The following is a 13,635-nucleotide window of genomic DNA, read 5'->3' as shown; positions in this document are numbered from 1 at the left end:
GAAGATGAGCCACTAACCATCACTTTTGCCAGCTTGTTAGCCAATGATAATGATATTGATGGGGATACCTTAACGCTTGATACCAGCGCAATACCAACGGCGACTAAAGGGGTTTTAACCCTTAGTGGCGCATCATTTATCTATACGCCTACAGCTAACGTAAATGGTACAGACACCTTTACTTATAAAATTGACGATGGCAGTGGCACGTTAGTCGATGGCACGGTTAATTTAACCATTAATGCAGTAAATGATGCCCCTGTAGCGGGTGTCGATAGTTATACTTTTGATGAAGATGTAACCTTAGCTAAACTGGTCAGTGATGGCGATAATTTGTTGGGCAATGACACTGATGAAGAAAACGACACCTTAACAATTACACTAGATACTGATGCCATTAACGGTACTTTAACCTTGGGCTCTGATGGCTCGTTCAGCTATGTTCCTGATGCTAATTTTAACGGTGCAGACAGCTTCGTTTATCAAGTAGACGATGGTAATGGCGGCACAGATACAGCGACCGTTAATTTAACGATTCAAGCGGTAAATGACGCACCTCAAGCTTCTCCACAAACTTTCAGTGTTTTTGAAAATGGTAATGATGGTGATGTCGTAGGTACTGTCGTTGTCAGTGATATTGAAGGCGACACGCTGGCTTTTTCATTAACCGCTGGTGATACCGGACTATTTCAAATCGACGCTGCGAGCGGTGAAATAACCGTCAAAGGCAGTTATCCACTAGATTACGAAACCAATATCCAACATACGGTCACTGTGACTATTGATGATGATGGAGCCCCAATTGCAGAGTCCAAAGATGTTGTTATTACCATTGATGTTACTGACATTCCTGGAGATGCAGTTTTAGGTGAAACTGCAGGCTTTGGTCGTGCGGCATTGGGGTCATTGGAGCTAACTAGCATTAAAACCCAGCCTCAGCTAAACAAGTCAGTAACTGTTGGTAGTAAAGTTTATTTTATTGGCAGTATCGATAATGTCGATAAAGATGTTTATGTCGTGGCCTATAACGACGATAGTACCTTAGATGCAACTTTTGGCACCAATGGTAAACAAACTTTTGATTTGGGTGCTGAAGAATATGGTAAAGCTATCGTCGAAATTGAAGGGAATTTATACCTTGTTATTGACCGTGATGACGGTACTTATACTGAAATTTGCTTTTTGAAAGTTGATAGTACAGGTAATGTAGTTACTGCTTTTGCTGATAATGGTTTGCGTTGTACTACCGAGCAAAAAATTCTCACCATAAATGATGCGGTTGATATTGTAGTACCTGCCGTACAGGGAAATGCAGCCACTGAAATTGCAACCATTTTTGCCGTAGGTAAAGTGCAAGGCGTTACTGATGATGACCTATTGGTGATTAGAGTAGATAAAGGTGGCAATTTTCAAGCATCCACCACTTTTGTTAACAATGTGGAGGTTGTTTATTCGCCTCATATTATGCTCGATATTACCGGTTTAGGTTTAGATGATGAAGGTATCGCCGTATACAACCCGCATAATAATGAGGCTATGATTGCCGGTAATGTCTTAACGGCTGATGGCGATTACGATATTTTCGCATGGATATTTAACCCGAAAAATGCCGATGGCAATTATGTGAAATTTAATAGCAGTACGCCAGTGACCTATGATATAGGGGGAATCGGTGCTGATGATAAAGTGGGCGGTATTGATGGTGAAAATACTGGGGCGGGTGAGCACACCGCGCATATCGCAGGTTCAACGGTATTAGCTAGTGGCGAACAAGACGCTTTTATTTTTGAAGTGGATAGTTACGCTGCGCCAGTGGCGGCCTTTGGCTCAAGTGGAATCGCTATATTTGATGTTGATGGCGTCGCGAGTACTGGCAGTAGTGAATTTACTGGCTACGAATATGATTATAGCAGCGGTAACTTGTATTTAACCGGTAACTTATTTGATGGTAAGTCCAAACCCTTTACTACCCGTGTTTTCGCCGCTGACGGTACTGTCGACTCCACCAATTATGGTATCAATGGCTACAAAACATTCAACTATGCCAGCGGTAATGCTTATGCACTGGGGATGAGCTTAGACAGTGTTCAAACGATGTGGATACCTGGTTATGCTGAATCAGGCACTGATAAAATCATGACGATTAGCTCGGTTGATAATATCGGTGTATCCAATGATATTCAATTTGTAAACGGTCAACAGACTTTTACCCATTCAAGCACTGCGTCGGATGATATTGTTGCACAAGTGATCCAGATTCAAGATCTTGCTCAACAGGGTAAATTTTTAGTCGCTTCAACGGCGGATAATGTCAGCAATAAATCTATTATATTAACTAGGTTTACTAGCGCAGGGTTGTTAGATACAAGTTTTGATACTGATGGTCATAAGCAATTAAAAATTGGCACCAGTGCCGAGGTTAAAGGACTATTTGAACTAGCCGATGGTAAATATATTGTTTATGGCAATGTCACTGAAGCAGCAGATAATGGCTTTATAGCTCGTATTGATCAAAATGGTGTACTAGACAGCGCTTTTGCCACAGACGGTATTTATACCACTTCAGCACTTGGCGCGACTAATATTCACTTTAATCAAGCGAAAGAAGACAGTGCAGGTAATCTTGTGGCAGTGGGAAATTATGACATTGGGAGTAAGAGTGCTTTTGTATTACGTTTAACCTCTGCCGGTGTTCTCGATACGATTTTTAACACTCAAGGTTATGTTGTAGGTGCTAATACCGATGATTACTTTGCTGTAGAGATAGATGCCAGTAATAACATTTATGCTGGTGGTAATCGCATCAGTGGTGGTCAAGATATGCTGTTGATTAAGTATATTGCTACTGATGGCGCAGTGGATAGTACATTTAATAGCAATGTAGGTGAACTAGTTGTCGATGTAGCAGGTGGTGACAATAACGTTGAGTTTATCGGTTTTGACAGCAGTAATAACTTGTACTTGGTCGGTAATGATCTAGTAACTTTATCTGACGATAGAGTTGCCGTTGTTAAAATATCTAGCACAGGTGCTTTAGATAATAGCTTCTCAAGCAACGGTAAAGCGAGTTTTAGTATGGCGCCGATAACTGCGGATTCAGGAATGACCAGTGCAGCAATCGATACTAATGACAATATTGTTGTCGTCGGTTTTAGTGATGCTTTGGGGAGTAGTAGACACATGATTGGTCGTATAACATCAACAGGTACTATTGATAACTCATTTGATTTTAATGGCTATTCAAGAGTCAATACCTGTAGTAATACCGCACAGTTAGAGTCGCTGATATTACTGAATAACAGTTCGTTTATTGTTGCCGGACAATGTTATATCGATGGTACGTTTGGTAATAATATTGACTTAAGTCATTATCAATTAAATTAATTTTATATAATAATAAGTGACTATATGAAAGTTGAATTTTTCGGTGTCCGAGGCTCTAGCCCGACACCGGGTAGAAATACCGTGTTATTTGGAGGTAATACCTCATGTGTTTATATCTGTTTAGAAAATGGCGATGATGTCATTTTAGATTCAGGCACCGGTATTATTGCGTTGGGCGATCGCTTAGTAAAAAACACAAGTGATATCAATATATTATTAACGCATAATCATTGGGACCATATCCAAGGATTTCCATTTTTTAAACCTATTTATCAAGCTGAACGAAAAATAACCATCGTGCCAGGTGCGATCGAACATAATGATAAAGACGCTATTTTAAAGCAAATGTCAGGCTCCACTCATCCAGTTAAATATCAACAACTGCCCGCTGATATTAGTATTTTAAAAGATGAAGCATTAAAGCATAGCTTTGAAATTGCAGGTTTCAGCGTCCACACCCAACGTTTAAATCATCCTGATGGTGGTAGTGCTTATTGTTTAACAGCAGAAGGTAAAAAAATAGCTTTTGTTACCGATAATGAATTAAGTTCTCCCAATAAAATGAACACGACTTGGCAGCAGTGGCTCGACTTTATTGCTGATGCAGACATACTTATTCATGATGCTCAGTATCTGGAAGAAGATTTGCCACTGAAATTAGGTTGGGGGCATAGTAAATTTTCAGAAGTAGCAAAATTAGCTTTTGAAGCAAAAGTAAAAAGCTTATATATCGTTAGCCACGACCCCTCTAGAACTGACGATGAGCTCTTGCACCAAGAGCAAAAGTTACAACTAAAATACAAAAATAAACTTAATGTCTTTTGCGCTCGTGAAGGTACAGTTATAGAACTGGCGACCCATGAAATAAATGCTAACTAAGTTAACCTCTAAAAGTTTTCTCGTTGGTTTAGCTATTACGATATTCGTGATTGGGCTAAATTATATCCGCGTAGACAATGTGCAAAAGCTGCTACAACGTGTGGAAGGTATTTTATATGATACCCGTTTATTAGCGACCCTCTCTGGTAAAAAACGCCAATTTGACGAACAAGTCATTATTATCGATATCGATGAAAAAAGTATGCGCGAACAAGGACGCCACCCGTGGAGTCGAAGTAAAGTTAGCGAGTTGGTGACTAAGTTAATGGATGCAGGTGTTGTTGTCGTTGCTTTCGATATATTTTTCGCCGAGCCAGAAAGAAACCCTGTTGAAGTGGTATTAGCTAAAAATAAACATCTGCCTGTTCAATCACGTAAGCAAATACAACGCTTGGCTGATTCGGTTGATTTTGATAAAGAATTTGCTGATACCTTAAGTAATTCTGAAGTGGTATTAGGCTTTTTATTTGATGACAGCGCCCAAACAGCAGGACAACTACCCAAAAGTGTTATTGATTGGAAAAACAGCACCGAACAGTTATCAGAAATAGGTACCTTTCAGCATGTTCTTGGCAATATTGCTACTTTGCAATCGGCGGCAACTGGGGCAGGCTTTATTAATTCAGTACCAGAAAGCGATGGCTTTATCAGAAAAGCGTCTTTGGTGCTGAATTATCAGGGCCAATTATATCCGTCATTAGCCTTGGAAGCGGCAAGGGTTTATACCTTGGCGGACAGTATTCAAGCGCAAAGTAAAGTCTCTGGAAACAGAAGCTGGTTACAAGGTTTGAGTTTTGGTAGCCATTTCATTCCAACGAATGAAAAAGGCCAAATATTTATTCCATATAAAGGCAGAGAACGCAGTTTTCCATATATTTCAGCCACCGATGTGTTAAATGAGCGTGCAGACCCTGCACTATTAAATGGTGCAGTGGCATTTATTGGCACATCAGCGGTTGGTTTGGCTGATTTGAGAACCACCTCTGTAGGTGTGCAATATCCGGGTGTGGAAGTGCATGCTAATGTTTTTGAAGGCCTTATTCACCCTGAAATATTACCTGTAGAATTAGATGTAACCTTAGCTATTGTGTTCAGTTTGTTATTGTTAACCGGGTTTTTACTGGCAATTTTAATGGTGAACCAAGGGCCAGGTAGAATTTTGCTGATTAGTCTTGTAAGCTTTTTGCTGCATGTTAGTATTAATTGGTATTGCTGGTGGGTGCTGAAAATAAGTTTACCTTTATTTCAAATACTCTTACTTATTGCGCTATTAACGGCTTATTACGGCTCGGTCGGTTTTATGTCGGCAAACGTTAATCGTAAAAAAATAAAAAGTATGTTTGATCAATACGTGCCACCGGCATACATCGAAAAACTAATCCATTCAGCCAAAGGCGTGGAGCTAAAAACCGAACGCAGAGAAATGTCAGTATTATTTGCTGATATTCGAGATTTCACTACTTTATCAGAGCAATTTACCCCAGAAGAGTTAAGTGAGTTTTTGAAAGAATATTTAACCGAAGCAACCAGTATTATTTTTGATAATAAAGGCACGATTGATAAATATGTTGGTGACATGGTCATGGCTATTTGGAATGCACCGTTAGAAGATGAAAATCATGCGGTAAATGCTGTAATAAGTGCCTTAAATTTAATTAGCCTAACACACCAACTTAGTAAACGCTTTGTCGAGAAAGACTGGCCAAAAATTAAACTTGGTATTGGTATTAGTACTGGTGAAATGGTGGTTGGTGATATGGGGTCGACTTACAGGAAGGCCTACACTGTACTTGGCGATGCGGTTAATTTAGGTTCAAGAATTGAATCGTTAACAAAATACTATGGTGTCGATATTTTAATTTCTAGTAAAACTTATCATGAAATCGTTAAACATGGTGTTATCTGCATTAAAATTGATAGAATAAAGGTTAAAGGTAAATTAAACGTGGTTGAAATATATCAACCACTCGGATTTGCAACTGAATTAAGTGATGATGTCAAAGCTGATGTCTTATTACATGAAAAGGCTATTGAAGCTTACCTTGCTGGGGATTGGCAAGCAGCACATGAACAGTTATTGTTATTAAAACAAAGTGCTAATTTACCAATAACATTTTATAGTATATTACTAGAACGAATAGCAAACCTTGTCGAAAACGACGATGCAAAGGACTGGGATGGGGTATATACCCATGAAAGTAAGTAATTCATTATGACAAATAAATCATCACAACAAGCTGCTTTCGAGCATTTACTAAATATTAGTATTCAAATAAGTAAAGAAGAAAATACTGATCTGCTAATGGAAAAAATACTATTAGCCGCTGTTGAAGTTTCAAACGCAGATGCGGGTTCTATTTATTTGGTTAATGGTTTACAAGAGTTAGAATTTCAAACTATATACAACAAAAGCATGAAGCTACACCTTGGTGGTAGTTCATCTTCAGCTATTAACTTCCCTGGGATTCCGTTATTTATTGACAACCAACCAAACCGTTCAGCCATAGTCGCACACGCTGCGAATACTGGTGAAGTGATCAATATCGAAGATGTATACGATGCGTTGCCATTCGACTTTAGCGCCGCGAGAAAAATGGACAGTACTACTGGCTATCGCACTAAATCAATGCTGACCTTTCCCCTGCAAGATCATACCGGCGATATTATTGGTGTTATCCAATTGATTAATGCCATGGACGATTCAGAAATTATTAGCTTTTCAACTGAAGTTCAACAACAAATATTATCTTTTGCCTCTTTAGGCGCCATAGCCTTAACCAATAAAGCGCTTATATCAAACATGCAGCAGTTGTTTGAGTCATTCGCTAAAACCATAGCCGCAGCGATTGATGCTAAGTCGTCTCATACCGGCGGACATTGTAAACGCGTACCTGAGCTAACCTTGATGATTGCTGACGCTGTTAGTGAATATAATGAAGGGCCTTTAGCGCCTTTTAAACTCTCAGAACAAGAAAGACATCAACTCAGTATTGCTGGCTGGCTACATGACTGTGGCAAAATTGCAACGCCAGATCATGTGATGGAAAAATCAAAAAAATTAGAAACCATATTTGACCGCATTCACTATGTTACCGCGAAACTAGAAATTGCCGGTCGTGATATCAATCTTAAATTCCAAGAAAAAATGATCACCGCATTAAAAGCGGGTAAAGAAATTCGAGTTGAGCAATTAGAGCGAGAAAGAGACTTAGCTCAAAAACAGCTGAAATTAGATACCGCATTTCTACAAAAAGTGAATGTTGGCGGTGAGTTTTTAACCGATGAACAAGAGCAAAACATACATGCGATTTCTGCTAGATACGAAATAACCATTGATAAAGTACAACAACCTCTGTTATCTGACGATGAAATAATTAATTTAAGCATTAAACGCGGAACTTTGAACAATGAAGAAAGAAAAATCATTCAAAAACACATGGATGTCACGCTAGATATACTTGAAGCATTACCTTTTCCAAAACACCTTGCTAATGTCGCAGAATATGCTTTAGGTCATCATGAAACTATGGATGGCAAAGGCTATCCTCGCGGTTTAACGAAAGAGCAAATGTCTGTGCCTGCAAGGTTAATGGCATTGGCTGATATTTTCGAAGCTCTTTCTGCAGCCGATAGACCCTACAAAAGTGCAAAACCGGTTAGTGAATGTTTAAAAATAATGAGCAACATGGTGAAAAACAATCATCTTGATGGCGATCTATTTGCTATATTTGTTCGCACTAAAGTTTATGAGCAATACATCATAACTTTTGCTGACCCTAAACAGCTTGATGACGTTGATATTGAAGCGTTGCTGAGTTAAATATTTATTTACTCATTGTCTAGTCGATATAAGAAAATAAAAATATAAATATTGGCTAGTTATCATCAATTCTCGAGTGTTAATCACTCAGTAACTTTTCTCTGTTTTGATAAACTATTCATCCAAATTTATAAGGACTGTCATTGCTTAACAACCATTCCCATTATTCCCTGCTTGAATATTACCTTAATCATAGTGATAAACTTAACTGGGTACTTGCCACCATAGTGAACAAAGCAGGTTCAAGCTATCGTTCGCCCGGCGCTATTATGTTGGTTAATAACTTAGGGCAATCACATGGTTTAGTTAGTGGTGGCTGTTTAGAAGCTAATATTGTTTTACATGCTAAAAAAGTCTTCGATAACGAACAAGCCCATTATGTTGAATACGATATGCTTGAAGAAGATGGTTATGCCGCCGAGCTAGGGGTAGGCTGTAAAGGTAAAATAGGCGTATTGTTGCAATATGTCACTGCTGCACATCAAGGTTTGTTAGCGATGCTTTTTAAGCGCATGCAAGCGGGTAAAACAAGCTATTTACAACAAACATTTTTAACGGCAGAGCCCGCGCAACAATCGTTAAATACGATAGATTTATTTGATAATACCGGTCAATTATTAATATCTACAAATCAGGCACAAGAAAGCATTGAAAATGATGCCCTTATAGAGATGGTCAAGCAAGATAAAGCCCACAGTAATTTAGTTATAGGCCAATCTGAACTCTCGTTTACTAAAGTATCTGCACCGACTAACTTATGGGTTTTTGGTGGCGGCTCTGATGCTATTCCGCTAGTAACAATGGCGGCACAAATGGGCTGGCGTGTAACGGTTGTTGATCATCGTTCGAGTTATGCGCGCAGCAGCAGCTTTAAACATGCTACCGACATTTATAGAGTTCATCCCGATGATTTTTCTCAATTAGCGCAATTTCAACAACTTGATGCCGCAGTATTGATGACTCACAATTTAAATTTAGACGCTGCCTGGTTGCGTTTATTACATCAGCATAAGGTCGAAAAATATATTGGTTTATTAGGACCAATGGAACGACGACATAATGTTGAAAGCCTTGCTGAAATTACTGACATAACGTGGCTAACACGTCATGTTAATGGCCCTGTAGGGCTAGATATTGGTGGCGAACTACCTGAGTCAATAGCTTTGTCTATTTTAGCTCAATGTCATAGTATTTTGCATAACCGCAATGGTTTAGCGTTATCAGGCAAGTTTATTAATAACTAAATCAGCTAGCTTAACTTATTTATATTTCAGGTTCAGGCTAGAGGAATAGTTTTTGTAATGTTCTTTACTGGCATGTCTATTTTACTTTCCTAAAAATAACACTAAAGGTGACTATGTATTTATCTCAATTAAGCGATGAACATTTAGTTGAACTTATGTCGTGGTTTACGACAGAAAATGAACTAAACCTTTGGTCAGGGCCCGACTTTAGATTTCCATTTGATTTGAATTCTTTTAAGTGTGATTGAAAGTTAGAGACTTTAGCGTCATTTTCGTTACTTTCTAAACAAGCAGAACTACTCGGGTTTGGGCAATATTATCTGAGACTTGGTAAATGCCATCTTGGCAGGCTGGTTGTTAGTCCCCGTTTTCGTGGCCAAGGTATTGCTGCACATTTAATTCAGCAATTGTGTAGCAAAGGTAAAGTAGATTTAAGGACTAATGCATATTCATTATTTGTTTTGGAACATAATGACAGTGCGATTAAAAGCTATCAAAAACTTGGCTTTACTTTTGAATCTTATCCTGAAGAAATAAGCTTGAAAAATTGTCTGTATATGGTCAGTGATTAACTGTTTTTGACTTGGTTAATAGACTTGTAAATATCGACAGGTAAAGCTGAGTCAGTTTTATTCGCCGAGCCTTGCTAAAAATATATAAATAGCGATAATAGCCTCGCCTTTTATCCCACAACACTTTTACGATATTACTGACTATGCGCCTCGACAAATTTATTTGCAAAAGCACTGAGCTTACTCGCACCGAAGCTAAAAAATTGCTCAAAATGGGTAAAGTAACCGTGAATGACATTGCGATTAAAGACCCCGCAACACAAGTGCATGAAAATAATGACATCTGTATTGAAGGCCAAGCACTAACTGCGCGTAGTTCTCGTTATATCATTCTCCATAAACCGCTTGATACTATTTGCTCGAATGTTGATGAAATTTATCCGTCGTTATTACATTTAATTGATGTTGATAGAGCATTTGATATGCATATTGCGGGTCGCTTAGATGCCGACACCACAGGTTTAGTCTTGATAACTGATGATGGCCGTTGGTCGCACAATATTATTTCACCTAAAAAGCAGTGCGAGAAGGTGTATCGGGTGTGGTTGCGTAGCCCGTTAAAGCTCGATACGGCAAATAAGTTTACTCAGGGCGTGCAACTGCAAGGTGAAGACGATTTAACCCGACCTGCGAAGTTAGAGCAAGTTACAGAAAAAGAAGTATTACTCACGATTACCGAAGGTAAATATCACCAAGTTAAGCGGATGTTTGCAGCGGTTGGTAATAAAGTTGTCGGTTTGCATCGCGAGCAAATAGGGCCAGTAAAGCTGGCTGATTTACCTTTAGGTGAGTGGCGATATTTAACGCCTGAAGAAGTGAGTGCTTTTCTTTAATAAGTAATTTTTGTAACTACAAGTAGTTGGCTTTGCAGAAAAATTTAGCCCCCCTAATTAATTAACTTATAGCTTGGGCTTTAGCCCATTAACTTAAGTGTCTATTGACGGCATAAATGCCAACCCACATTAACTAACCTGATCTCATTTTTCAGATAACCTATCAACAAGGTCGATTAATAACGCTTAATTGTTTGATGGTGAGCTGTTTTGTGAGCCTTTATCAGAATTGGACTTAACCTTGAAACTTTAGGGTTAGCTGAAATAAAAGTATTAAACTTTTAGGCTCAACTGCCGATTAAATAACCATAACAAAGTGAGGCATTACTTAAATTTTGAAGGATAATAGAGAATTATAATGGATGTATTGGTAGATTTATTGCCACCAAGCTATACAGCTAAGGCAGAACCTTCGTCAAAAGACAGTGATCAAAAGCGACAAGAGCAGCATAACAAATCGTCTAATTCTTCACTTGATCCGGTTGAAGTTAAAGCTAACGCTCAAACGTTAGTTGATACTGAACGCAGGGCTGGAGAAGATCGTAGGGAACAAGAAATAAATAGAGGACGATGGTTGGAATCTCGCATTAGTAAGGATCGAAGAGCTAACGCTTTAACGGTATTTGTTAAGGTTTAATCGCCTCTATTCTACTTATCGAAACTGTGCTGCGCGTAGACTTTGCTCTTCAGCAATAGTTGCACTCGGTAGCAGCAACAAGGCGAACATATTCATGCTAAGGCAATACGTCATAAGTTGAATACTTCGCTAGCTTTTATTATCTTAATTAGAGCAATTAGAATAATTAATTGCTCTAATTGATACAAGCTTACTTTTTCGGGTTTAACTGGTTAAATTTTGCTAGCTGTTCGTCTGTTGCCGGTAGTTGATGTTTATCTTTCCATTCACTATATGGCATACCATAAACTTGTTCGCGAGCGCTATCGATATCAACATCAACACCTAGTTTTTCAGCTTCAGCAACCGTCCATTTAGAAAAACAGTTACGACAAAAGCCGGCAAGATTCATTAATTCGATATTCTGTACGTCTTTACGATTATCTAAATGTGCGAGTAAACGACGAAATACTGCCGCTTGAATTTCAATTTCTTTATCCATAGTATCCTCTAAAATGTAATTGCTGAAAATAAAGCCCTAAAGATTTTTTTCATCTTCAGGCTCTGGCATTGTGTAGGGTCTAATTTGCACTATCATGCCGAAATACGGGTGGTCGAAATAATGTACTTCGCCACTGATAACGCGTCGATCTTGTTTAAATCGAATGGCTTTCGCTTGTATTGGCTTTGCAACTTTTACCTCAGCATTGCCCATATCAGGAGCGTTTTCAGCTAATTGTGCCGTGGCAAGCTCAGCTAAGCTTTTATCTAAAATATTAAAATCAGCAGTAATAAATAAATAGTGCTTTAAATGAATATTGAAAAAACCATCGAGAAACCAAGGTTGAACGGGTGCTAATGGAGGCGATGATAACAAAGGATTATCGTTGCTAAGTTTTAACGATAAATTTTGCGCTTCAATTGATGCTATAAGTGCTTCAGTATCTTCATTGACTTTTGAGAGTTGCGCGATAATTGCTTTAATTCTTGCTTGTTGCGCCGCTTGTACTTGTTCTTCTTGACTACTCTTTGCCTGGTTTTGTACCGTTAAAATACCAACAGGGCTTTGCTCGCTAATACTTTCAAGCGTTTGGGCTATTTGTTGATTTTTTTGCTCATTGTAGCGGGCCAGTTTCTTTTGATGATCTGCTGCGAAATTTTCACCGGCATATACTTTCACCGGAATAGATTCTTTTTCAGGACGAGCAACTTGACGCCAGCCCATATGTAACAGAGGACGAAAATCTTTGCTGTATCTTAAGTCTTGAATAACATCATCAAGTTGCAGTGATTCTTTGCTCAGTAAATGAGTTTTGTTATTTCCTATTTCTTCTTTGCCATCGATCAATAAAGGCACTTTATCAACAGCAAAACCGTAGTAGTCAAACTCAGGGGTATTTACTTGATAATCAGCAAAATATGTCTGTTCAATACGGCATAATAATTTGGCTTCAGCTCTTGGACTATATTGAAATTTAAGCGTTTGAAACTCAGCTTCGGCAGCTAATACTAAGCTTTGGTTTTTTGCCCGCTCTTCAGCGGTTAATTCAGGCTCAGGCGACAAAGTATTATCAAGTGAGTTACTTTGTGTCGCATTATTAAGCGTATCGTTATTTAGTGTTTTATTTACCTTTGCAGTATTGGCATTATCAGGAAAAACTGGGGTGCTGCTACTTTCTATTGTTGCTGTAGGTAATGTTGCCCTATTTTTTGAACCTGAAATAGTTGAGTCAGCAATAGCTGAAGCCGTATAGTTAGTTGAGTCACTAAATTGGCTGTTATTTTGCTCTGCTGATCTGTTTACAAGGTCAAGCTCTGATTCTTCAGTTGCTGTAAATGCTAGCTCGACTAAAGATTTTTCATTAAAAAGCGCAGGTAATTTAGCTGTTTTTTTAATTAAATGTTCACCGTATTGTGGTGAGTCACAACTGGGCAGAAGCTGCTTTAAGCCACGAATATCTGGATTCAAATATCTACGGAGTAAATCTTCTACGCGTTGATGTTTAGGTAATACACTGGTATCTGGAAAGTTCTCTTTTAACTGACTTTTATCACCCAATTGGCTAAAAATAATAATTTCGACATCAAACCATCGGTCATCACTTTTTTGCGTCGCTGCATTTAACGTTAGCGGTAATGCTAAGGCTGCAGAACATAAAAATAGTTGGGTTAATTTCATTCAGTATCCAGTTAATGGTTATTTTACCAAGTGATAATAGCAAAAGTTGCTCAATACTTAAATTATCAATCAGTTATCTATTAGATATAAAAGAGCATTAAAATGGTT

General features: G+C 38.5%; 9 protein-coding genes and 1 pseudogene. 8 read left to right on the top strand and 2 right to left on the bottom strand.

All coding sequences use genetic code 11. The features are described 5' to 3' along the window. The 8 genes and pseudogenes from H4J38_RS15305 to H4J38_RS15270 form a co-directional block, all read left to right on the top strand. Window positions 1-3,384 (top strand): tandem-95 repeat protein (locus H4J38_RS15305; RefSeq protein WP_182133084.1); only part of this gene is annotated, 3,384 nt, incomplete at its 5' end. A 24-nt stretch (window positions 3,385-3,408) separates the two neighbouring features. Then, window positions 3,409-4,263 carry an MBL fold metallo-hydrolase gene (locus tag H4J38_RS15300; RefSeq protein ID WP_182133082.1) on the top strand — a complete coding sequence of 285 codons (855 nt, stop codon included), beginning with the start codon at window positions 3,409-3,411 and terminating at the stop codon, window positions 4,261-4,263. Continuing rightward, window positions 4,253-6,469, top strand: a complete 2,217-nt coding sequence (locus H4J38_RS15295; RefSeq protein ID WP_182133080.1) for a CHASE2 domain-containing protein — start codon at window positions 4,253-4,255, stop codon at window positions 6,467-6,469. Before H4J38_RS15300 ends, H4J38_RS15295 begins: the two co-directional genes overlap by 11 nt. Window positions 6,470-6,475: 6 nt before the next feature. Next, entirely contained in the window at window positions 6,476-8,083 is a 1,608-nt protein-coding gene (locus H4J38_RS15290) for an HD domain-containing phosphohydrolase (RefSeq protein ID WP_182133078.1), read from the top strand. A 143-nt stretch (window positions 8,084-8,226) separates the two neighbouring features. Further along, on the top strand, window positions 8,227-9,327 hold the full coding sequence (locus H4J38_RS15285; RefSeq protein ID WP_182133076.1) for an XdhC family protein: 1,101 nt from the start codon (window positions 8,227-8,229) through the stop codon (window positions 9,325-9,327). A gap of 287 nt (window positions 9,328-9,614) precedes the next feature. Continuing rightward, window positions 9,615-9,899: pseudogene (locus H4J38_RS17380) on the top strand (GNAT family N-acetyltransferase); the annotation flags it as partial. A gap of 143 nt (window positions 9,900-10,042) precedes the next feature. Beyond that, the gene (locus tag H4J38_RS15275; RefSeq protein WP_182133074.1) at window positions 10,043-10,732 is read left to right on the top strand and encodes a pseudouridine synthase; all 690 of its coding nucleotides are present in this window, start codon (window positions 10,043-10,045) and stop codon (window positions 10,730-10,732) included. 358 nt (window positions 10,733-11,090) lie between these two features. After that, window positions 11,091-11,369: a hypothetical protein gene (locus tag H4J38_RS15270; RefSeq protein WP_182133072.1), complete on the top strand. Its 279-nt coding sequence runs from the start codon at window positions 11,091-11,093 to the stop codon at window positions 11,367-11,369. Window positions 11,370-11,559: 190 nt separating this feature from the next. Here H4J38_RS15270 and H4J38_RS15265 read toward each other — a convergent pair whose 3' ends face one another. Both H4J38_RS15265 and H4J38_RS15260 read right to left on the bottom strand, forming a co-directional pair. Continuing rightward, window positions 11,560-11,850: a DUF1244 domain-containing protein gene (locus H4J38_RS15265; protein WP_182133070.1), complete on the bottom strand. Its 291-nt coding sequence runs from the start codon at window positions 11,848-11,850 to the stop codon at window positions 11,560-11,562. Between the two features lie 36 nt (window positions 11,851-11,886). Next, entirely contained in the window at window positions 11,887-13,527 is a 1,641-nt protein-coding gene (locus H4J38_RS15260; RefSeq protein ID WP_182133068.1) for a CsiV family protein, read from the bottom strand. Window positions 13,528-13,635: the final 108 nt, after the last annotated feature.

Source organism: Colwellia sp. BRX10-3 (assembly GCF_014077505.1).
In the GTDB taxonomy this organism is placed as follows: domain Bacteria; phylum Pseudomonadota; class Gammaproteobacteria; order Enterobacterales; family Alteromonadaceae; genus Cognaticolwellia.
Note: the sequence above shows the minus strand (reverse complement) of the source record. Positions and strands in the feature narration are given on the sequence as shown.